The organism is Geodermatophilus sp. SMS 5-13 (assembly GCF_059428245.1).
In genome coordinates this window covers 1,520,596-1,542,822 of record NZ_CP165729.1, presented here as the reverse complement: position 1 = coordinate 1,542,822, position 22,227 = coordinate 1,520,596, and the positions used below count along the sequence as shown (strand labels likewise).

Below are 22,227 nucleotides of genomic sequence, written 5' to 3'. Positions count from 1 at the left end.
TGCCCAGGATGCCAGCCCCGGATAGACCGATCGAAGGCCTTCCTACGATGGAGCCCATGGACACCCGCATCGCGACCCCGGCCGGCACCGCCCCGGGAGCCGTGAGCGGCGTACCCGAGAAGCCGTCGCTGGACGGGCTCGAGGAGAAGTGGACGGCCCGCTGGGCGGCCGAGGACACCTACGCCTTCGACCGCGCCGCCGCGCTGGCCGCGCCCCGCGAGCAGACCTACTCGATCGACACCCCGCCGCCGACCGCCAGCGGCTCGCTGCACGTGGGGCACGTGTTCAGCTACACCCACACCGACTTCGTCGCCCGCTACCAGCGGATGCGCGGCAAGCACGTCTTCTACCCGATGGGCTGGGACGACAACGGCCTGCCGACCGAGCGGCGGGTGCAGAACTACTACGGCGTGCGCTGCGACCCGTCGCTGCACTACGACCCGTCGTTCACCCCGCCGGAGAAGCCCGGCAAGGACCAGCAGCCGATCTCGCGCGGCAACTTCGTCGAGCTGTGCATGCGCCTCACCGAGGAGGACGAGCGCGCCTTCGAGCAGCTGTGGCGCCGCGTCGGCCTGTCGGTGGACTGGTCGAACGTGTACCGGACGATCTCGGAGACCTCCCGCGCCACGGCGCAGCGGATGTTCCTGCACAACCTCGCCCGCGGTGAGGCCTACGCGCAGGAGGCGCCGACCCTCTGGGACGTCACCTTCCGCACCGCCGTCGCGCAGGCCGAGCTGGAGGACCGGGAGCGCCCGGGCGCCTACCACCGGATCTCCTTCCACGGCCCCGACGGCCCGGTGCACATCGAGACCACCCGGCCGGAGCTGCTGGCGGCCTGCGTCGCGCTGGTCGCCCACCCGGACGACGAGCGCTACCAGCCCCTGTTCGGGTCCACGGTCCGGACGCCGGTGTTCGGGGTCGAGGTCCCGGTGGTCGCGCACCGCTTGGCCGAGCCGGACAAGGGCTCGGGCATCGCGATGATCTGCACCTTCGGCGACCTCAACGACGTCACCTGGTGGCGCGAGCTGCAGCTGCCCACCCGGGCGATCGTGGGCTGGGACGGCCGGATCGTGGCCGAGGCGCCGGCCGACGTCCCGGCCGGGCCGTTCGCGGAGCTGGCCGGCAAGACCGCGCACGCGGCCCGCGAACGGATGGTCGAGCTGCTGCGCGAGTCCGGCGACCTCGAGGGCGAGCCGAAGCCGATCACGCACCCGGTCAAGTTCTTCGAGAAGGGCGACCGGCCGCTGGAGATCGTGACCACGCGGCAGTGGTACATCCGCAACGGCGGCCGCGACCCCGAGCTGCGGGAGGCGCTGCTGGCGCGGGGGCGGGAGATCCAGTGGATCCCCGAGCACATGAAGCACCGGTACGAGAACTGGGTCGAGGGCCTCAACGGCGACTGGCTGATCAGCCGGCAGCGGTTCTTCGGCGTCCCCTTCCCGGTCTGGTACGCACTCGACACCGAGGGCGAGCCGGACTACTCCGCGCCGATCCTGGCCGCCGAGGAGACGCTGCCGGTCGACCCGTCGTCCGACGTCCCGCCGGGGTTCGACGAGTCGCAGCGCGGCAAGCCGGGCGGGTTCATGGCCGACCCCGACGTCATGGACACCTGGGCGACGTCGTCGCTGTCCCCGCAGGTGGCCTCGGGCTGGGACACCGACCCGGAGCTGTTCGCGCACGTCTTCCCGATGGACCTGCGCCCGCAGGCGCACGACATCATCCGCACCTGGCTGTTCTCGACCGTGGTGCGCTCGCACTACGAGTTCGGCACGGTGCCGTGGTCGCACGCGGCGATCTCCGGCTTCGTCGTCGACCCCGACCGCAAGAAGATGTCGAAGTCGAAGGGCAACGTCGTCACGCCGATCGACGTCCTGGAGCGCTACGGCACCGACGCGGTGCGCTGGCGGGCCGCCGGTGCCCGGCCGGGCGCGGACTCGCCGTTCGACGAAGCGCAGATGAAGGTCGGCCGGCGGCTGGCCATGAAGATCCTCAACGTCGGCAACTTCGTGCTGGGGCTGGGCGCCTCGTCCGGGCTGACCGCCGACCAGGTCACCGAGCCGATCGACCTCGGGCTGCTGGCCGGGCTGGCGGACGTCGTCGACGAGGCGACCGCGGCGATGGAGGCCTACAACTACACCCGCGCGCTCGAGGTGGCGGAGACCTTCTTCTGGTCGTTCTGCGACGACTACGTCGAGCTGGTGAAGTCGCGGGCGTACGGGTCCGGTTCGGCGGCGGAGTCGGCGCAGGCCACGCTGGCGGTGGCGCTGTCGGTGCTGCTGCGGCTGTTCGCGCCGGTGCTGCCGTTCGTCACCGAGGAGGTCTGGTCCTGGTGGCAGAGCGGCTCGGTGCACCGGTCGGCGTGGCCGTCGGCGGGCGAGCTGCCGCGCGGCGGTGACCCGGCCGTGCTGGAGGTCGCCGGGGTGGCGCTGGCCGGTGTCCGCAAGGCCAAGTCCGACGCCAAGGTGTCGATGCGGGCCGACGTCGAGTCGGCGACGGTGACCGCCCCGGCCGCGCAGGTGCCGCTGGTCGAGGCCGCCCGCTCCGACCTGGTCGACGCGGGCCGGATCGCCTCGCTGTCGGTCGTCGCCGGCGAGGGCGAGCTCACCGTCGACGTCGTCCTCGCCCCCGTCGAGGGCTGACCGCGGCCCCTCGGGGCCGATCAGTATCCGTCGATGGCGCACTCCGTCGCGTGGAGTGCGCCATCGACGCACATCGTCGCCGGGTCCACAGCGGGCCGGCGCTTCCACAGATGCGTGCGGCCGCAAGATTCCGGCCGGCCACCGAGCCAGCGTGGCGTCGTGGCACACGACCTGGCGGCCCTCGTCGGCCGCGACGGCGCGATCGCGGTCCGCGATCTCCTGACCCACGTGGACCGGCACACCGTCGCCCGGTGGATCCGGACCGGGCGGTTGTTCCGGCCGCATCCCGGCATCGTCGCCCTCCCCGAGCGCTTCGACGACTGGCACACCCGAGCGCTCGCCGGCGTGCTGGCCACCCGCGGGGCGCTGAGCCACACGTCCGCCCTGGCCCTCTGGCGTCTCGCTCCCAGGTCGGGGCCGGTGCACATCTCGGTGCCCTTCGGTCGCCGGGCGGTGACGTCCGGAGGACTCGTCGTCCACCGAGTCCGCCAATTCCGTCCGGATCGGATCGGCGGCCTGCCGGTCACCGACATCCCGCGCGCACTGGTCGACACCTGGGGGCTCGCGTTCGGTGCCTCGGGCCGCCGTCGCGACGTCGAGCTGGCCCGCGGCGCGGTCATCGGCAGCCTGCGTGATGGACGGACGACGGCCGACCTGCTGCGCGAGGAGCTGGCCTTCCGGCCGACCCTCCCGGGACGCCGGCAGCTGGTGGCCCTCGCCGGCCTGGTGGAGAAGGGCTGCCACAGCGAGCTGGAGATCTGGGGGGTCCGCGACGTGCTGCGCGGACCGGGCATGCCGCGGTTCGTGCAGCAGCACCCCGTCGTCCTGCCGTTCGCGACCGTTCACCTCGATGCGGCGATCCCCGAGCTGAAGATCGCGATCGAGCTGGACGGTGCCGCGTTCCACGGCTCCCCCGAGGACCGGGAGCGGGACACCCGCCGGGACGTCGCACTGGCCGCGCTGGGCTGGGTCGTACTTCGATTCAGCTATCGGCGGCTGACGACGGAGCCGGACACCTGCCGGCGGGAGATCCTCCGGGTCTGCGCGGCGAGGCGGCAGGTGTTGTCCACCCGAGGATGATGTGCGGATCCGGCGCGCTCCCGACGAAGAAGTGCGCCGTCGACGCACACTGATCCAGAAGCGCGAGCGGCCCGCCCCCTGCCGGGGACGGGCCGCTCGATGCGTGACGGGTCAGGCGCTCTTCTCGCGGGGGGCGCGGGCGGGCTTGCGCGGCACGATCGTCGGGTTGACGTGCTCGAGCACGACCTCCTTGGTGATCACCACGGTGGCGACGTCGTCCCGGCTGGGGACGTCGTACATCACCGACTGGAGTACCTCCTCCATGATCGCGCGCAGCCCGCGGGCGCCGGTGCCGCGGAGGATGGCCTGGTCGGCGATCGCCTCGAGGGCGTCGTCGGTGAACTCCAGGTCCACCCCGTCGAGCTCGAAGAGCTTCCGGTACTGGCGCACCAGGGCGTTCTTCGGCTCGGTGAGGATGCTGATCAGCGCCGGCCGGTCCAGCGCCTGGACGCTGGTGATCACCGGCAGCCGGCCGATGAACTCGGGGATCATGCCGAACTTCAGCAGGTCCTCGGGCATGACCTCGGCGAAGGCGTTGGCCTCCTCGATCTCCTTCTTGCCGCGGATCTCGGCGCCGAAGCCGATGCCCTGCTTGCCGATCCGCTGCTCGATGACCTTCTCCAGGCCGGCGAACGCACCGCCCACGATGAACAGCACGTTCGTCGTGTCGATCTGGATGAACTCCTGGTGCGGGTGCTTGCGGCCGCCCTGCGGGGGCACCGACGCCGTCGTTCCCTCGAGGATCTTCAGCAGCGCCTGCTGCACGCCCTCACCGGAGACGTCGCGGGTGATCGACGGGTTCTCGCTCTTGCGGGCGATCTTGTCGACCTCGTCGATGTAGATGATCCCGGTCTCGGCGCGCTTGACGTCGTAGTCGGCCGCCTGGATCAGCTTGAGGAGGATGTTCTCGACGTCCTCACCGACGTAGCCGGCCTCGGTGAGCGCGGTGGCGTCGGCGATCGCGAACGGCACGTTGAGCATCCGGGCAAGGGTCTGCGCCAGGTGCGTCTTGCCGCAGCCGGTCGGGCCCATCAGCAGGATGTTGGACTTGGCCAGCTCGACCGAGTCGTCCCGGCTGCCGCGCTCACCGCCGGCCTGGATCCGCTTGTAGTGGTTGTAGACGGCGACCGAGAGCGTCCGCTTGGCCTTGTCCTGGCCGATCACGTACTGCTCGAGGAAGTCGTGGATCTCCTTCGGCTTCGGCAGCTCGTCGAACTTCAGGTCCGAGGACTCCGAGAGCTCTTCCTCGATGATCTCGTTGCAGAGGTCGATGCACTCGTCGCAGATGTAGACCCCGGGGCCCGCGATGAGCTTCTTGACCTGCTTCTGGCTCTTCCCGCAGAAAGAGCACTTGAGCAGGTCACCGCTCTCACCGATTCGTGCCACGTGATGACCTCCACCTCGGATTCAGGGCCTGGGAAGTGCCCCATCTGTGCATGTCGTGGTGCTGCGCCCCGTGCCCGGCCTCGCTCTGGCGGTCCGCCCCACGAGGCTCTCCTCCCGGCAGTTCCAACCGGGGATCGGGCGCTCGCCGACCGTACCTGTCGCCACGGACCCGAGAGGGCAATGACGCACCCGCTCGAACCACATCCGTCGCCTGTGCTCCCTGCGCCCCTGAACGGTACGGGCCGAGGGTGCGACACGCGCAAGCCTTCGGCCCGTCCCGTTTCGGAGCTACGCCGGAAGCGCGTTCAGCTTCCGGCTCTGGATGACCTCGTCGACGATGCCGTAGGCCTTCGCCTCCTCGGCCGTGAGGATCTTGTCGCGCTCGATGTCGGTGCGGACCTGCTCGACCGTCTGGCCGGTGTGCCGCGCCAGGATGTCCTCCATCTGCGACCGCACCCGCTGGATCTCCGCGGCGTGGATCTCCAGGTCGGACACCTGGCCGCCGGACTCGCCGGAGGGCTGGTGGATGAGCACCCGCGAGTACGGCAGCGCCAGCCGCTTGCCCGGCGTGCCGGCCGCGAGCAGGACGGCGGCGGCGGAGGCCGCCTGGCCCATGCAGACGGTCTGGATGTCCGGGCGGACGAACATCATCGTGTCGTAGATGGCCATGAGCGACGTGAACGAGCCGCCGGGCGAGTTGATGTAGATCGTGATGTCGCGGTCCGGGTCGGCGGACTCCAGCGTGATCAGCTGGGCCATGACGTCGTTGGCCGAGGCGTCGTCGATCTGCACCCCGAGGAAGATGATCCGCTCCTCGAAGAGCTTGTTGTACGGGTTGCTCTCCTTCATGCCGTAGCTCGTGCGCTCCACGAAGGAGGGCAGGATGTAGCGGCTGGAGGGCATCTGGAAGCTCATGTCGGTGTCCTCCGTGCTCAGTTGTCGGTGACCGGGTTGGCGCTGTCGGTCATGGCGGCGCGGCTGACCACGTGGTCGACGAAGCCGTACTCGAGGGCCTCCTGGGCGGTGAACCAGCGGTCGCGGTCGGAGTCCTTGTTGATCTGCTCCACCGTCTGGCCGGTGTGGAAGGCCTGCAGCTCGTTGAGCTCGCGCTTCGTCCGGCGGAACAGGTCGGCCTGGATGGCGATGTCGGACGCGGTGCCGCCGACGCCGGCCGAGGGCTGGTGCATCATGATCCGCGCGTGCGGCAGGGCGTAGCGCTTGCCCTTGGTGCCGGCGGTGAGCAGGAACTGTCCCATCGAGGCCGCCAGCCCCATGCCGTAGGTGGCCACGTCGCAGTCGATGAACTGCATCGTGTCGTAGATCGCCATGCCGGCCGTCACCGAGCCGCCGGGCGAGTTGATGTAGAGGTGGATGTCGCGCTTGGGGTCCTCGGCCGACAGCAGCAGCATCTGGGCCGCGAGCTGGTTGGCGATGACGTCGTCGACCTGGCTGCCGAGGAAGATGATCCGCTCGCGCAGCAGGCGCTCGTAGACCGAGTCGTTGAGATTCATCCCTCCGGCAGCGGCGCGCAGCAGGGGCGCGCCCGCCGGGTTCGGGTGGGTGCTCACGGGTGGAAAGACCTCCGTAGAACTGTGTGCGCAGTCGGTCTCGGTGGACGGATGGCTCGTCGGGATCGGCCCGGATCGGGCGCCCGCCGGGCGGTACCCGCCGGGATTCGCCTGAGTCCTGTCGACCCTAACGCGCGTCCGGACGGCGGCAGTCCTCCGCAGGCCGGTGTTCGCCGTGGGCGCAGCGATCCGCCCGCGAAAACGCCGACGCCGTCCCACCCGGGTCGGGGTGGGACGGCGTCGGCGTCACGTGCGGGGGCGGATCTACGCCTTGCCGGTCTCCTCGACCGACCCGTCCTCGTTGACCACGAGGTCGGCCTCGACGTCGTCGTCGACCTCCTCCATGATCACCTGCGGCTCCGCCGGCTGCGGGCGCAGCGCCTCGAGGTCGACGACGTTGCCGGACTCGTCCTTGATCGTCGTCTGCTCCAGCAGCTGGGCCAGCGCCTTGGTGCGGCGGACGTCGGCGACGAACTCGGCGATGTTGCCGCCCTGCTGCAGCTGCTGGGCGTACTGCTCCGGGCTCATCCGGTTGCGCTGCGCCTGGGCGATGATCTGCGCGGAGAGGTCGTCGTTGTCGACGGTGATCTCCCGGGCGTCGGCGATCGCGTCGAGGATGAACTGGGTGCGGACCGCCTGCTCCACGTTCTTCCGGACGTCGGCGTCGTAGGCCTCGCGGTCCTCGACGCCGGCGGCCTGGAAGTAGGCGTCCCAGTCCATGCCGGCCTGGGCCAGCTCGCGTTCCAGCGCCTGGCCGCGCCACTCGACCTCGCGCTCGACGAGGTTCTCCGGCACCGGCACCTCGATCGTCTCGATCAGGTGCTCGACCAGCTTGTCGCGGGCCTGCGCGCCCTGCTGCATCGTCTTGACCCGCTGCAGCCGGGTGCGGACGTCCTCGCGCAGCTCCTCGAGCGTGTCGAACTCGCTGGCGGTGGAGGCGAAGTCGTCGTCCAGCTCCGGCAGCTCCTTGGCCTTCACCGAGCGCACGGTGACGGTGACCTCGGCCTCTTCGCCGGCGTCCGGACCGCTGAGCAGCGGGGTGGTGAACGTCTTCGACTCGTCGGCCGACAGCCCGCGGACGGCGTCGTCCAGGCCGGCCATGAGCTGGCCGGAGCCGACCTCGTAGGACATGCCGGTCGTGGTGCCGTCCTCGAGGACCTCGCCGTTCAGCGTCGCCTCGAGGTCGAGGGAGACGTAGTCGCCGTCCTCGGCGGCGCGCTCGACGCCGGTGAGCATGGCGAAACGCTCGCGCATGACCGAGACCTGCTGGTCGATCTCCTCGTCGGCGACCTCGACGTCGTCGACGGTGACGGTCAGCTCCTCGAGGGAGGGCAGCTCGACCTGCGGGGCGACGTCGACCTCGGCGGTGAAGGCCAGGGTCTCGTTGTCGTCGAGGCGGGTGACCTCGATGTCGGGCTGGCCGAGCACCCGGACCTGGTTCTCGCGGACGACCTCGGAGTAGACCTCCGGGATCGCGTGCTGGACGACCTGCTCCAGCACGACGGGGCGGCCGATGCGCTGGTCGAGGATCCGGTTCGGCACCTTGCCGGGGCGGAAGCCGGGCACGCGCACCTGGCGACCGAGCTCCTTGTAGACCTCACCGAAGGCGTGGTTCAGGTCGCCCCACGGCACCTCGATCGCCATCCGGACCCGCGTGGGGCCGAGTTCCTCGATGGTGCTCTTCACAGCGGCAGTGCTCCTCGGTCGCAGCGGGGGTGGGCGCCTCGCGGGCATGGAGGCGCCGGGTCGGTCCACGAGTCTAGAGACGTCGCGGAGGTGGCCGGGGTGGCGGGATGTGAGCCCGCTGCACCCCCGCGATCACGTCGGGGTGGCGGGATTTGAACCCACGGCCCCCCGCTCCCAAAGCGGGTGCGCTACCAAGCTGCGCCACACCCCGTGGCCGCTGCGAGTGTAGGCGGGGACGGCGCCGCGCAGCCGTGACGGCCGGGGACGGCGCTCCTATCGTTGCCGGATGGCGCGCCTCGAGGTGGGCGGGCCGGTCCTCGCCGAGGCCCGGGAGCTGTTCGACGCCTACCGCTGGCGGGACTGCGTCGCGCTGCTGAGCGAGGCGGACGGGCAGATCCCGCTGGACGGCGACGCTCTGGTGCTGCTGGGCGAGGCCGCGTACCTGATCGGCGCCGACGAGCAGGCCGTGACGGCGCTCGGCCGGGGCTACCAGTGGTTCCTCCGCGCCGGCGACGTCCCCGCCGCGGCCCTCTGCGCGCTCTGGGACTGCTTCGCCCTGGAGAACGCGGGCGACCTGGTGCGCTCGCGCGCCTGGGGCGCCCGGGCGGAGCAGCTCGTCGAGGAGCACGGCCTCGCCGGCAGCGCGGCCGGGGGGTGGCTGCTCTCCCGCCGCAGTCACGAACTGCTCGTCGAGGAGCGGGTCGAGGAGGCGCTGGCCACCGCGCGCGAGGGCGAGCGGGTCGCGCTGGCGGTCGGCGTACCCGACGCGGCGGCGCTGTCCCGGCTGACCATCGGCTTCGCGCTGCTGTTGCAGGGCGAGCGCGCCGCGTCGATCCGCGTGTTCGACGAGGTCATGCTCTCGGTGTCGTCGGACGAGACCTCGCCGATCGTGGTGGGCATCTGCTATTGCGTCTCGGTCGCGGCATGCGTGCTGCAGCGCGACGTCGTCCGGGCCCGGTCGTGGACGGCGACGCTGGACCGCTGGGTCGCGGCCCGCCCCGACCTCGTCGCCTACCGCGGCACCTGTCTGGTCCACCGCGCGCAGCTGTCCACCCTCGGCGGCAACTGGGCGGGCGCGCTGGGCGAGGCGGCCACCGCCCTGGACCTGCTGGAGGGGACCCCCGCGGCCGGCTCGGCGGCCTACCAGCTCGGCGAGGTGCACCGGCTGATGGGGCGCGAGCGCGAGGCGGAGGACGCCTACCGCCGGGCCAACGCGCTCGGGGTCCAGCCGGAGCCGGGGTTGTCCCGGCTGCGCGTCGCCCAGGGCCGGGCGGAGGCGGCGTGCCGCACCCTGCGGCGCCTGTGCGACGAACCCCGGTCCCCCGAGGACCGGGCCGAGCTGCTCGCCGCCCGGGTGGAGGCCGAGCTCGCCCTGGACGACGTCCCGGCCGCGACCGCCACGGCCGCCGAGCTGCGCGCGATCACCGACCAGCTGGCCGCTCCCCTGCTCTCGGCGCTCGCCGACCAGGCCGAGGGGGCGGTGCTGCTCGCCGCCGGCCGTCCCGGCGACGCCCTGGGGGCGGTGCGCACCGCGCAACAGCGGTGGACCGAGCTCGACCTGCCGCACCCCTGCGCGCAGGTCCGCGTGCTGGCCGGGCGGTGCCTGCGGGCGCTGGGGGACGCGGAGTCGGCCGACCTGGAGTTCGAGGCCGCCCGGGAGTGCTTCGAGCGGCTGGGCGCCGCGCCGGACCTCGCCCGCGTGGACGGGCTCGCCGCCGCCGGCCGGCGGAGCCGACCGGGCGGGCTCACCGACCGGGAGGTGGAGGTGCTCCGGCTGGTCGCCGCGGGGCACACCAACCGCACGATCGCGAACCGGCTCTGCCTGAGCGAGAAGACCGTCGCCCGGCACCTGGCCAACATCTACGCCAAGCTCGGCGTCCCCTCCCGGGCCGCCGCGACCGCCTACGCGTACGACCACGGCTTGGTCTGAGTGCACAGTTCTACCCACGCGCCGACCAGCGCGGATGCACGGTTCGGTCGACGCGGCGGCACCCCCGCGCAGCCCAGGCTTCTCCTCCATGACGACCACCCAGCACTCCCCCGTCGAGCCGGCCGAGCAGCACCCCGAGCGGCTCGGCACCGTGATCATCGGCGCCGGCCAGACCGGCCTCGCCACCGCGTACTTCCTCGGTCGCGCCGGCGTTCCCTGCGTCGTCCTCGACGAGCACCGGCGCGTCGGCGACCAGTGGCGGCAGCGCTACGACTCGCTGCTGCTCAACACCCCGGCCCGGTACGACGGGCTGCCCGGCATGCCCTTCGCGGCGGCCCGGGGCAGCTACCCGAGCGGCGCCGAGATGGGCGACCACCTGGAGCGCTACGTCGCGCAGATCGGCATCGACGTGCACGGCGGCGTCGCCGTCCGGACCGTCGACCGGCAGGCCGACGGCACGTGGCGACTGACCACGAGCGACGGCGACCTCGTCGCCGAGAACGTCGTGGTCGCCTGCGGGGCCGAGCAGGTCCCGAACGTGCCGGACTGCGCCGCCGACCTCGACCCCGGCATCCGGCAGCTGCACTCGTCGGGCTACCGCAATCCCGGCCAGCTGCTGCCCGGGCCGGTGCTCGTCGTCGGGGCCGGCCAGTCCGGTGCCGACCTCGCGCTGGAGATCGTGCGGGCCGGCCACGAGACGTGGCTGGCCGGGCGGGCGATGCCGGAGGTGCCGGTGCCGTGGGGGTCGCGCCGGTTGCGGCTCGGCGCGCCGGTGCTGTTCTTCCTGGCCAAGCACGTGTTCACGGTCAGGACGCCGATCGGACGGCGGATGCAGCCGGAGATCCGCAGGGGCGGCGCTCCCCTGCTCCGGGTCCGCCGCGCCGACCTGTCCGCCGCCGGCGTGCACCTGGTCGAGGCGCGCGCGGCCGGGTCCGACGACGGACGGCCGGTGCTGGACGACGGCACCGTGCTCGACGTCGCCAACGTCGTCTGGTGCACCGGCTTCCGGCAGGAGTTCGGGCTCGTGCGGCCGGACCCCACCGGGGACGACGGCTACCCGCGCGGCGACTGCGGCATCGTCGAGGACCTGCCGGGCCTCTACTACGTCGGCCTGCTGTTCCAGACCGCGTTCGCGTCGATGCTCGTCGCCGGCGCGGGCCTGGACGCGAAGCGGATCGCGGCACACATCGCCGCCCGCGTCCGCCGCTGAGCTACGCGGACACGGGAGGACGGCGGTCCGCCCAGGGCGCGGCTTCTTCCAGCGCCGCTGCCACGCGCACCAGCACGTCCTCCCGGCCGTAGGCGGCGACCAGCTGCACGCCGACCGGCAGGCCGTCGTCGGTCCAGTGCAGCGGCAGGCTGATCGCCGGCTGCCCGGTGACGTTGAACTGCGCGGTGTACGGGATGAAGCTGTTGATCCGCCGGCCCTCCTGCTCGGGGCCCTCCGCGGTGAACCAGCCGAGCTCGGGCGGCGGCGCCCCGACCGTCGGCGTCACGAGCAGGTCGACGCCCCCGTCGTCCCAGAACGCGGCCATCCGGCGCACCCACTGCCCCAGCCAGGCCCGCGCGCCGAGGTAGTCGGTGGCCGGCATCTGGGCGCCGACCGAGCGGTAGACCTGGTTGCGCGGCTCGAGCTCGTCGTCGGTGATCGGGCGGCCGAGCGCACGCTCGAAGGCCGAGATCGTCAGCGCGGTGTCCCCGGCGATGGTGGCGACGAAGAAGCGGGAGAACAGCTCGTCGAACATGCCGTCGGGCGTGCCGGTCCCGACCGCGCAGCCGAGGTCCTCGAGCAGCCGGCCGGCGTGCTCCAGCGCGGCCCGGCAGTGCGGGGAGCTGAGGTAGGCCTCGGGCGGGTCGGTGTCGAGCAGCGCGACCTTCAGCCGGCCGACCGGGGCGCCGACCTCCTCGGCCAGCGGGCGGGGCAGCGGCGGGGCCCAGTAGGGGTCGCCGGGCATCGGCCGGCCGATCGCGTCGAGCGCGGCCGCGGTGTCGCGGACCGACCGCGTGACGACGCCGTCGATGGTCGCCCCGGCCCAGCCCTCGCCGATGTCCGGCCCCTGGCTGACCCGGGCGCGGGTCGGCTTGAGCCCGACCAGCCCGCACTCGCTGGCGGGGATGCGGATCGAGCCGCCGCCGTCGTTGGCGTGCGCGAGCGGCACCAGCCCGGCGGCCACCGCGGCCGCCGAGCCGCCGCTCGACCCGCCGGTGGAGTGCCGCGGGTTCCACGGGTTGCGGGCGGGCGGGTTGCACGCCGGCTCGGTGGTGACCGTCGTCCCGAGCTCGGGCACGTTGGTGCGGCCGAGCGCGACGAACCCGGCCTCCCGGAACAGCCGGCCCAGGTAGCTGTCGGTCGGCCAGCGGACGCCGGCGAGGAACGACGTCCCGTAGCGGGTCTCGTCGCCGGCGACGTGGCAGCCGAGGTCCTTGAGCAGCATCGGCACGCCGCGGAACGGCCCGTCCGGCAGGTCGCCGGCCGCCTCGGCGCGGGCCGCGTCGAACCGCTCGCGGATCACGGCGTCCAGCTGCGGGTTCACCTTCTCGATCCGCGCGATCGCCGCCTCGACCAGCTCGGCCGGGCTCGCCTCGCCGGTCCGCACCAGTTCCGCCTGCGCCGTCGCGTCCAGCCACGTGGTCTCCGTCACGGTGCGGACCGTATCGGCCGCCGTCCCCACCCTTGCCTGGCACCCGCCCGGCGGGTCAGCCGACCGGCTGGGCCGTGCGAGCCACCTCGAGGACCGCCTCCGCGGCGCGGCCCGCGCCCGGGTACTGCGCGTAGGCCTGCTGCAGTTCGCGGGCCCGGGTCCGGTAGGACGGCGCGGCGAGGACGTCGGCGACGCTGTCGCGGACCTGCGCGGCGGAGGGCGTGTCGGTGCGCACCGCGATCCCCACCCCGGCCCAGGTGACGCGGGCGGAGACCTCCATCTTGTCCTCGGTCATGCCGGCGACGACCAGCGGGACGCCGTTGGCCAGCGCCAGCTGCACGCCGCCGTACCCGCCGTTGGTGACCATCACGTCGACCAGCGGCAGCAGCTCGCCGAACGGCACGAAGGGCGTCATCCGCACGTTCGCCGGCCGGTCCGCGGGCGCCACCACGTCGTCCGGGTCGTGGCCGACCGTCGTCACGACGACCAGGGGCTCGCCGCCACCCAGCCCCTCGATCGCGGGCAGGATCAGGTTCGCCGGGTCGGTGGCGATCGTGCCCTGGGTGACCAGCACGACCGGGCGGCCGGCGGCCTTCGCGTCGAGGACGTCGTCCCACCAGGCCGGCGGCGTCCAGCCGGCGGCCGGCCCCGGCAGGAACGGACCGACGAACTCGACCGTCTCCGGCAGGTCCGACCGCGGGTACTCGAACTGCGGCACGCTGGGCACGAGGTACCGCGATGCGACCTCCGAGCCCCAGTCCATGAAGTAGGAGCTCCGCCGGGGCAGCCCGAGCCGCTCGAGCACCTGCTCGGCGGCGCGCTGGGGCGCGGCGAAGACGACGTTGCGCAGCGCCCAGTTCAGCGTCCGGTTGCGCAGCCGCGACCCGGGCAGCAGCCCGGTGCCGAACGGCGGGGCGTCCACGCTGGTGATGCCCAGCGGCGAGACGGAGAAGACGACGCTCGGGATGCCGCGCCGCGCCCCGGCCAGCGGGCCGGCCATGAACCCCTGCTCGGCGACGACGACGTCGGGCCGGAACTCGTCGAGGACGCGGTCGATCTCCTCGACCCACGCGGGGATCGGCTGGACGAAGATCTCCATGATCGCCCACTTGAGGGTGGACAGCCCGGGCTTGCGGCCGGCCTTGTTGGCGCGCTGGTCGATGGTGGTGTCGTCGAAGTCGAGGCCGGGGTCCATCCGGTAGATCCGCGCGCCGGTGCGGGCGACCTCGGCCTCGTAGTTGGCGCCGCTGTACCAGGCGACCTCGTGACCGGCCGCGATCAGCGCGGTCGCGATCGGCAGGCCGGGGCGCAGGTGGCCGGCCATCGGCATGGTGGTGAACAGGATGCGGGACATGGCGTGCTCCTCGGGTCGCTGCGGTGTGGTCGGCACCGTGCGCGGAGTCCCTTGACGCCCGCTCGACGCGCCGCGACCCTGACTCGACCCCCGCTGAACGCGCAGGTCAGGAGGTGCGGTGATCTTCGGCGTGCTCGGCGTCATCGAGGCGCGCCCGTTCCCGTCCAGCCCGCCGATCGACCTGGGCAGCCCGCTGCAGCGGGTGCTGCTGGGCCTGCTGCTCACCGAGGCCGACCGGTCGGTCTCCTTCGACCGGATCGTCGACGAGCTGTGGGGCGAGGCGCCGCCCACCGACCCCGAGGCGTCGCTGCACACCTACGTCTCCCGGCTGCGGCGGGCGCTCGAGCCGGGGCGCGCAGCGGGCGAGCCGCCGCGGCTGCTGCTGCGCACGCCGGCGGGCTACCGGCTGGCCGTGGCCCCGGACGCCGTGGACGCCGGCCGGTTCGCCGGGCTCGCCGCGCTGGCGCGCAGCAGGCTCGCGGCCGGGGACGCCGCCGGCGCGCTGGCCCCGGCCGACGAGGCGCTGGCGCTCTGGCGCGGCACCGTTCTCGAGGACGCCGGCGACCGCGAGTTCGCCGTCCGGGCGCGGGACCGGCTCGAGGAGCTGCGGCTGGCCTGCCGGGAGGACCGGCTGGCGGCGCTGCTCGCGCTGGGCCGTTCCGCCGAGGCGGCCGCCGACGCCGAGGCGCTGGTGGCCGAGACCCCGCTGCGGGAGCGGCCGTGGGTGCTGCTCGTCGACGCGCTCGTCGCGGCCGGCCGGACCGCGGACGCGCTGGCCCGCTACACCGACGTCCACCGGCTGATGGACGACGAGCTCGGGGTCGCGCCCGGCCCGGCGCTGCGAGCCGCGCAGGCGCGGGCGCTCGCGGCCGGTGACCAGCCGGCGCCGGAGCCGGAGGACGAGCGCCCGTCGCTGGTCGGCCGGACACGCGAGCTCGGCGTCCTGCGCGGGCTCGTGGCCGGGCTGCCGCGGTCGGGTCCGCGGTTCGTGCTGCTCGACGGCGAGCCCGGGATCGGCAAGAGCCGGCTGGCCGCGGAGCTGACCGCGGTCGCCGAGGGGGCCGCGGTCGCCTGGGGCCGCTGCCACGAGGACGACGACTCCCCCGCGCTGTGGCCGTGGCGCCAGATCGTGGCCGCGCTGGGTGGTGAGCTCACCGGACCCGAGGACGGCGCCTTCGCCGCCTTCGAGCGGGTGCTGACCGCGCTGGTGACGGCGTCGGCGCGGGCGAGCGTGGTGGTGGTCGTCGACGACCTGCACTGGGCCGACCCGGCGTCGCTGCGGCTGCTGTCGTTCCTGGCGGTGGAACTGCAGCACGGTCCGATCGCGGTGGTGTGCACCTGCCGGACCGACGTCCGCGACCCGGGGCTGGCGCAGGTGCGGGCGACGCTGGCCCGCACCGCCGGCTTCGCCTCGGTGACCCTCGGGCCGCTGGAGCCGGGCGAGACCGCGCGGCTGGTGCGGCGGGTCGCCGAGGGGCTCGACGAGCGGGCCGCGGCCGACCTGCACGAGCGCTCCGGAGGCAACCCGTTCTTCGCGGCCGAGCTCGCGCGGGTGGCGGGTGACGCCGTTCCCCCGGGTGTGCGCGACGTCGTCGACCGCCGGCTCGCCCGCCTGCCCGAGGGGGCGCGGGCGGTGCTGCGGCTGGCGGCGGCGGCCGGGCAGCGCTTCGACGTCGTCCTGCTGCAGCGGGCTACCGGCACGGACGACGACGATGAGCTGCTCGACGCGCTGGACGCGGCGCAGACCGCCGACCTGGTACGGCCGGCAGGACCGGGCCGGCTGGCGTTCGCGCACGCGCTGGTCCGCGACTCGCTGCTCGCGGAGGTGCCGGAGCTGCGCCGCAGCCGGCTGCACGCCCGGCTGGCCGCCGCCCTGCCGGCCACCGCGGACCCGTTCGAGCGGGCGCACCACCTGGTCGCCGGCCGCCCGTTCACCGACGCCCGGGAGACGGTGGCCGCCTGCGCCGCAGCCGCGACCCGCGCCGGGCTGGACCACGCGCACGAGACCGCGGCCCGCTGGTGGGAGCGGGCGCTGGAGGCGCTGGACGCCGATCCGGCGCCCGCCCAGCGGCAGGACCTGCTGCTGCGCGCCGGGACGTCGATGGCGCGGGCGGGCTCGTGGGCCGCTGCGCAGCGGCTGCTCGGCGACGCGATCGGCTCGGCGCTGGCCCGGGACGACGTGGCCAGTGCGGGGACCGCCGCGGATCAGCTCTCGACCATCGGCGGCCTGTGGTTCCCGGTGGAGTACGAGACGTATCCGGAGCGGCTGGTGGAGCGGCTGGAGTCCGTGGTCGCCGCGGCGGCCGACGACGACGCCGCCCGGGTCCGCGCCCTGGCCGCGCTGGCCACGTACTGCCACTACGGCCCGGACCGCGGCCGGGGGCTGCGCGAGGCGTCGCGCGCCCTGACCACTGCACGGAGGAGTGGGCGCGCCGACCTGCTGGCCACCGCGCTGCTCGGCAAGCTCGCGGCCGCCTGGCTGCCGGGGCACGAGCGGGCGCTGATCGACACGGCGACCGAGCTGCTGGGGCTGCTCGACGAGCGCGAGCGCCCGGAGTCCGTGGTGATCGCGCTGGCCCGGCGCGGCGTCGGCCGGCTGGTGCTGGGCGACGCGGAGGGCGACGAGGCCGACCTGTCCCGGGCGTGGGAGATCGCCGAGCAGCACGAGCTGCCGCTGGTCCAGTCGCAGCTGCTCAGCTTCCGGGCGGCGCGAGCGATGCTCGGCGGCGCCTACGACGTCGCGCTGGAGCTGATCGACCGCGCCTGGGCGCTCACCCAGCGGACCCAGCTGTACGCGCAGACGCGCACCGACGTCGTGACGCGCTCCTTCGTCTGGATCGACCAGGGCTGCCTGCCGGAGCGGCTGGCGGCACTGCCGCCGGAGGTCGCGGGCTTCGAGCCGACGGCGGGCTCGGCGCTGCTCACGGCGCTGGCCCTGCTGCAGGCCGGCCAGCCGGCCGCTGCGGCCGCGACCATGGCGTCGGTGAACGGGTTCGCGCCCTTCCCGCCGCAGTGGGACTCGCTGTCGCTGACCTGCTGGCAGGCGCTGATCGCGGCCGAGCTCGTGCCGTCGGTGGGGTTGGCCCCCGCGGTGCCCGCGGCCGTGGCGGACCGGCTGCTGCCCTTCGCCGGCCAGCTCGCCATCCAGGGCGGGATCGGCGCGCTCGGGCCGGTCGGCGTCTACCTGGGCATGGCGGAAGCGGCCGCCGGGCGCGCGGCTTCGGCCGAGGCGCACCTGCGGGAGGCGATCGACACCGCGGAGCGGCTCGGCCTGCGGCCGGCGGAGGCGCGGGGCCGGCTCGCGCTCGCCGAGCTGCTGGCGTCGCGTGGGGAGCGGACGGCGTCCGCCGGGGAGGCCGCGCTGGCTCTCGAGGTGGCGCGGGAGATCGGCATGCGGCTCGTCGCCCGCCGCGCGGAGCAGCTCGCCCACGAGTGAGCGTCGGTGCACGCGGATCCGGAACCCGGTCGCCGCTCGTACCGTTCTCGGGAGGGCCGCTGTGCCCGTCGCCCGTTCTGCTCGAAGCCCTGGGAGAGCCCGATGATGGAGTTCCTGGCCGTTCTCGCCAGTGGCGTCCTGCTGTTCGTCTGCCTGCTCGTCACGATCGTGTGGCTGACGGTGCGCCGGGTCCGGCGCAGCCGGCTGGTCGCGACGGCGACGCAGGCGATCGCCGACGGCACGCTCGCCCTCACCGCGGCCCGGCTGCGCCCCACGCCGAACCGCGCCGCGGCGCTGCAGGCGGTCCGCATCTCCCGCGAGCAGCGGCTGCTCCGGCTGCGGGTGGTCGAGGCGCAGCGGGCCGGCGTCCACCTCGGTGACGTCCCGGCGCTGCTCCCCCGGCTGGAGGCGGAAGGACGACGGCTGCGAGCCGGGCTGGGCCAGCTCGTCGGCTCGACCGCGGCCGGGCACGAGCTGCGGGCTCAGGCCGACCGTCACCTGGCCACCCTCGCCGACGTGAGTGAGGCCGTCGCGGCGGCATCGCGCGTGCCGACGGCGGACTCGGCCCTGGCCCGCGACGCCGAGGAGGCGGCCCTGGGCCTGCGGCTGCACGCTGCCGCCTACACCGAACTGATGGCGAACGGCGGCCAGCCGCATGCCGTGGGCCGCAAGGGATCCCCGGCCGATGCCTTGTAGCCATGGCGTCGCGCCCGTCGGCAGAGCCGCGACTGCCCGCGCTAACCTCTAACCGGACTGGCGTCCCGGCCGATCGCGATCGGTAGGGACGCTTCGGGCAGCGGACGTGCGCGTTCGCTGCCCGGTCTCGCGGGTGTAGCTCAATGGCAGAGCCCCAGCCTTCCAAGCTGGCCATGCCGGTTCGATCCCGGTCACCCGCTCCAGTGCGATGCCGCGGGACACCTGTTCACGGGCGCCTCGCGACATCGTGGTGTCGATCTCGCCCGCGGACCTCGACGTCGGCACGGACGTGACCGCGGTGGCCCGTCCGGCTCCTCCGTTCGCCGCCAGCACCTGCACCGCGCGCTGGAACCCGCCGGCGACACCGGCGACGCACAGCGCCTGCAGGGAAGGCCCGGGAGCGGGGAGGCCAGCCGGTCAGGCGGGGACGAGAGTCTCCGTGGACGGTCTGCCGCCGGTCAACAGCAGCTTGACGGCGTCCCCCGCCGCCAGCGGCTTCGAGAAGTGGTAGCCCTGACCGAGCGGACACGCGAGCGCGTCGAGCGCCTCCACCTGCTCCGACGTCTCCAGCCCCTCGGCGACGACCTCCATGTGCAGGGTCTGGCCGAGCTGGGTGATGGCCGCGACGACGGCGTGGCCCTCAGCGCTGGTGGTGACGCCGTCGATGAAGGACTTGTCGATCTTCAGTGTGTCGATGGGGAACCGGCGGAGGTAGCTCAGCGACGAGTAGCCGGTGCCGAAGTCGTCGAGCGCCAGGCGGACGCCGAGATCCTTGAGCCGGCCGATCTTGCGGATGGTCTCGTCGGTGTCCTTGGCGAACAGGGACTCCGTGATCTCGATCGTGAGCAGTGAGGCGTCCAGGCCCGACCGCTGCAGGGCCTCGGCGACGTCCCCGACGAGGTCCGGGTGCTGGAACTGGCGCACGGAGACGTTGACGCTCATGCGCAGCCGGCCGAGCGGGGAGCGGTTCTGCCACGCCGCTGCCTGGCGGGTGGCCTCCTGGATCACCCAGCGGCCGATCGGCACGATCAGGCCGGTCTCCTCGGCCAGCGGGATGAACTCCAGCGGGGAGATGAGGCCGCGCTCCGGGTGGCGCCACCGCAGGAGCGCCTCGAAGCCCACGATCTGCTGGCTCGAGACGTCGACGATGGGCTGGTAGTGCAACTCCAGCTGCTCGGCGTCGAGGGCGCCGGCGAGCTCGCCACGCACCGCGTCGCGCTCGACCTGCGCGGTGTGGTGGCTGGGCTGGAACACCTCGAGGCGGCCCTTCCCGCCGGTCTTGGCCGCGTACATGGCCAGGTCGGCGGCGCGCAGCATGCCGATGCCGCTGGCCGCGCACGTCGCGGAGGTGGCCAGACCGATGCTGAAGCCGGTCCGCACGAGGTGCTCGCCGATCTTGGTGGGCGCGCGCAGTGAGTTGATGAGGCGGTGCGCGACGCGCTCGGCCTGGTGCTCGCTCCCGGGGCCGATCAGCAGGACGGCGAACTCGTCGCCGGAGAGCCGGGCGACGGTGTCGTCGTCGCGGACGCTGGCGACCATGCGCTCGCTGAGCTGCCTGATCAGCGCATCGCCGCCGTCGTGCCCGAGGCTGTCGTTGACCGCCTTGAGGTTGTCCACGTCGAGGAAGAGCACGGCCGACGGCGTCCCCTCGGCGCGGAGCCGCTCGGCCTCCGCGATCCGGTCGATCATGTAGGCGCGGTTCGGCAACCCCGTGAGCTGGTCGTGGAAGGCCTGGTAGCGAAGCCGCTCCTCCAGCTCCTTCCGGCCCTCGACCGCACCGAGCAGGCTGTTGAACGCCAGGCCGGCCTCACCGATCTGGTCGTGCGAGTCGACGGTGATCCGCTCGAAGACAGCCTCCGACCAGTCGCCGGTCTGCGTCGCGGTGGTGATCGAGTCGGTCGCCGACCGCAGGTGACTGCCCAGGACCTCCATGCGCCCGCCGACGACTCCTTTGACCAGTGCGTAGTTCATCGCGCCGACCAGGAAGCCGGCGACGAGACAGGCGAAGCGGAACACCGTGCGTTCGGCGATGGACTCGGGCACGCCGAGGAGGATCACGAAGGGCGGGAAGATCACGCCCATCACCACGCCGAGACCCACCATGTAGATGGCCATGTCCCAGAACACGCGGGACGTCAGCCGAAACGTCCGGCGGCGAGAGGATCGGCTCTCGCGCTGAGGCAGTGGCATCGTCATGCCCCAGTCATCGGACCGGCGGTGGAGTCGCTTGAGCGACTACATCTGCCCAGTCACCCCAAGAGTGTGAAACGTAAAGGTTTCAGCGCTCAAGTTCCGGCGGCCACCGCTCGATGGGTTCGCATGGAGATGACCCCGGCGTTCACGGCCGGCCAGTTCGTCGGCGACGACCTCTGGGTGTCCGTCCTGGACGGCGGCCCGCGGCAGTACGTCGACCTCGACACCGCTGCCACCAGCTCCGCCTCGGTCGCCGTGACCCAGGCCGTGCAGGAGTTCCTCCCCTGGTACGCGAGCGTCCACCGCGGGGCCGGCATCCGGTCGCAGATCACCAGCGCCCGGTACGAGGAGGCGCGCGAGATCATGGCCCGTTTCGTGGGCGCCGACCCCGCGACGCACCTCGCGCTCTTCCCGCGCAACACGACGGAGGCCCTCAATCTTCTGGCCTACCGGCTGCGGCTGACCAAGGGCGACGTCGTCGTGACCACGGCCGCGGAGCACCACGCCAACATCCTTCCGTGGGCCCGGCACGCCCGGCTGCGCACCGTGGAGGTCGACGAGCGCGGCACCTTCGACGTCGCCGCGGTCGAGGCGGCCCTCGATCAGTACCCGCGGCCCAAGGTCCTCGCCGTGTCCGGTGGCTCCAACGTCACCGGCTGGCTGCCCGACCTGCGCGGCATCTGTGCTGCGGCCCGGCAGCGCGGCGTCCGCGTCGTCGTCGACGGCGCGCAGCTCGTGCCGCACCGTCCGGTCGACATCGCCGCGCTGGGGGTCGACGCCATCGCGTTCTCCGGCCACAAGATGTACGCGCCGTTCGGCGCGGGCTGCCTCGTGGCGCCGCGTGCGTGGTTCGCCACCGGTGAACCGTTCCTCGTCGGCGGTGGGGCGGTGCAGGCGGTCTCGTTCGACGACGTCGTCTGGGCCGACGGCCCCGACCGCGAGGATGCCGGCTCACCGAACGTGCTCGGGGTCGTGGCCCTGACCGCAGCGGCCGACGAGCTCCGCAGCGACGGCTGGTCCTCGGTCCTCGCCCACGAGGAGCACCTGGTTCGCGGCCTGGACTCGGAGCTGGCTTCCGTCCCGGGCCTGCAGCGGCTCGGCCCGGTGACCGGCGACCGGCTTCCGGTGGCGGCGTTCAACCTCGAGGGCGTGCCGCACGGCCTCCTGGCGGCCCGGCTGGCCAACGAGTTCGCCATCGGTACCCGCAGCGGCTGCTTCTGCGCCCACCCGTACATGGGCCGGCTGCTGGGGCTCTCGCCGGCGGAGGTCGACCAGTTCCACGCCGACGTCCGCGCCGGCTCCAAGCACCGGCTCCCCGGCGCCGTGCGGGTCAGCGCCAACCGGCAGACCTACCTCACCGACATCCCGCTGCTCGGACAGGCGCTGCGGCAGATCGCCGCCACGCCCGAAGGCGCCGACCGGTACGTCATCGACCAGCGCGGCGACTACGTACCCCGTGGCCGGATGCTCGTCGGCGCGTCCGCCGGCTGAGCTCCAAGGGCGCGGCCGGGAACCCGCGCCACAGGTCGAGGCCAGCGGGCTCAGACCGGGAGTTCTGCATGCCCCAGTCGCCCGGGCACCTACCGGGCGGCCAAGACCCGCCCACCGTCGGCCCGC

At 73.5% G+C, this 22,227-nt stretch carries 14 protein-coding genes and 2 tRNA genes; 8 read left to right on the top strand and 8 right to left on the bottom strand.

Annotated elements, in window-relative coordinates; genetic code table 11:
- Nucleotides 1–56: 56 nt before the first annotated feature.
- Nucleotides 57–2,639: a valine--tRNA ligase gene (gene valS / locus AB3388_RS07595; RefSeq protein WP_495410153.1), complete on the top strand. Its 2,583-nt coding sequence runs from the start codon at nucleotides 57–59 to the stop codon at nucleotides 2,637–2,639.
- Between the two features lie 159 nt (nucleotides 2,640–2,798).
- Nucleotides 2,799–3,719 carry a DUF559 domain-containing protein gene (locus AB3388_RS07590; RefSeq protein WP_495410152.1) on the top strand — a complete coding sequence of 307 codons (921 nt, stop codon included), beginning with the start codon at nucleotides 2,799–2,801 and terminating at the stop codon, nucleotides 3,717–3,719.
- A 111-nt stretch (nucleotides 3,720–3,830) separates the two neighbouring features.
- Here the strand turns inward: AB3388_RS07590 and clpX are convergent, their stop codons facing one another.
- From clpX to AB3388_RS07565, 5 genes are all read right to left on the bottom strand, one after another.
- Nucleotides 3,831–5,105 (bottom strand): ATP-dependent Clp protease ATP-binding subunit ClpX, encoded by a 1,275-nt coding sequence (gene clpX / locus AB3388_RS07585; protein ID WP_495410151.1) that lies wholly within the window; start codon nucleotides 5,103–5,105, stop codon nucleotides 3,831–3,833.
- Nucleotides 5,106–5,393: 288 nt separating this feature from the next.
- Nucleotides 5,394–6,020 carry an ATP-dependent Clp protease proteolytic subunit gene (locus tag AB3388_RS07580; RefSeq protein ID WP_495410150.1) on the bottom strand — a complete coding sequence of 209 codons (627 nt, stop codon included), beginning with the start codon at nucleotides 6,018–6,020 and terminating at the stop codon, nucleotides 5,394–5,396.
- 17 nt (nucleotides 6,021–6,037) lie between these two features.
- Nucleotides 6,038–6,673, bottom strand: coding sequence for an ATP-dependent Clp protease proteolytic subunit (locus AB3388_RS07575; RefSeq protein WP_495410149.1), 636 nt, complete (start codon nucleotides 6,671–6,673; stop codon nucleotides 6,038–6,040).
- Nucleotides 6,674–6,937: 264 nt separating this feature from the next.
- Entirely contained in the window at nucleotides 6,938–8,359 is a 1,422-nt protein-coding gene (tig, locus tag AB3388_RS07570) for a trigger factor (protein WP_495410148.1), read from the bottom strand.
- Nucleotides 8,360–8,496: 137 nt separating this feature from the next.
- Nucleotides 8,497–8,570: transfer RNA gene (locus tag AB3388_RS07565), tRNA-Pro, on the bottom strand.
- A gap of 75 nt (nucleotides 8,571–8,645) precedes the next feature.
- Between AB3388_RS07565 and AB3388_RS07560 the strand changes: the two genes are divergently transcribed.
- Together AB3388_RS07560 and AB3388_RS07555 are read left to right on the top strand one after the other, a co-directional pair.
- A complete protein-coding gene (locus tag AB3388_RS07560) occupies nucleotides 8,646–10,289 on the top strand; it encodes a LuxR C-terminal-related transcriptional regulator (protein WP_495410147.1) in 1,644 nt (547 codons plus the stop codon).
- An 88-nt stretch (nucleotides 10,290–10,377) separates the two neighbouring features.
- Nucleotides 10,378–11,499 (top strand): flavin-containing monooxygenase, encoded by a 1,122-nt coding sequence (locus tag AB3388_RS07555; protein WP_495410146.1) that lies wholly within the window; start codon nucleotides 10,378–10,380, stop codon nucleotides 11,497–11,499.
- A 1-nt stretch (nucleotide 11,500) separates the two neighbouring features.
- Here AB3388_RS07555 and AB3388_RS07550 read toward each other — a convergent pair whose 3' ends face one another.
- Together AB3388_RS07550 and AB3388_RS07545 are read right to left on the bottom strand one after the other, a co-directional pair.
- Nucleotides 11,501–12,931, bottom strand: a complete 1,431-nt coding sequence (locus tag AB3388_RS07550) for an amidase (protein WP_495410145.1) — start codon at nucleotides 12,929–12,931, stop codon at nucleotides 11,501–11,503.
- 55 nt (nucleotides 12,932–12,986) lie between these two features.
- Nucleotides 12,987–14,285, bottom strand: a complete 1,299-nt coding sequence (locus tag AB3388_RS07545; RefSeq protein ID WP_495410144.1) for a nucleotide disphospho-sugar-binding domain-containing protein — start codon at nucleotides 14,283–14,285, stop codon at nucleotides 12,987–12,989.
- Between the two features lie 118 nt (nucleotides 14,286–14,403).
- Here AB3388_RS07545 and AB3388_RS07540 point away from each other — a divergent pair, with 118 nt between their 5' ends.
- The 3 genes from AB3388_RS07540 to AB3388_RS07530 all read left to right on the top strand — a co-directional run bounded on the left by AB3388_RS07540 (nucleotide 14,404) and on the right by AB3388_RS07530 (nucleotide 18,620).
- On the top strand, nucleotides 14,404–17,721 hold the full coding sequence (locus AB3388_RS07540) for an ATP-binding protein (RefSeq protein WP_495410143.1): 3,318 nt from the start codon (nucleotides 14,404–14,406) through the stop codon (nucleotides 17,719–17,721).
- 102 nt (nucleotides 17,722–17,823) lie between these two features.
- Entirely contained in the window at nucleotides 17,824–18,417 is a 594-nt protein-coding gene (locus AB3388_RS07535; RefSeq protein ID WP_495410142.1) for a hypothetical protein, read from the top strand.
- Between the two features lie 129 nt (nucleotides 18,418–18,546).
- A tRNA-Gly gene (locus AB3388_RS07530) sits at nucleotides 18,547–18,620 on the top strand.
- Nucleotides 18,621–18,834: 214 nt separating this feature from the next.
- Here AB3388_RS07530 and AB3388_RS07525 read toward each other — a convergent pair.
- Nucleotides 18,835–20,544 (bottom strand): putative bifunctional diguanylate cyclase/phosphodiesterase, encoded by a 1,710-nt coding sequence (locus AB3388_RS07525; RefSeq protein ID WP_495410141.1) that lies wholly within the window; start codon nucleotides 20,542–20,544, stop codon nucleotides 18,835–18,837.
- Between the two features lie 192 nt (nucleotides 20,545–20,736).
- Between AB3388_RS07525 and AB3388_RS07520 the strand changes: the two genes are divergently transcribed.
- Complete coding sequence (locus AB3388_RS07520; RefSeq protein WP_495410140.1) at nucleotides 20,737–22,101, top strand: aminotransferase class V-fold PLP-dependent enzyme; 1,365 nt, start codon at nucleotides 20,737–20,739, stop codon at nucleotides 22,099–22,101.
- Nucleotides 22,102–22,227: the final 126 nt, after the last annotated feature.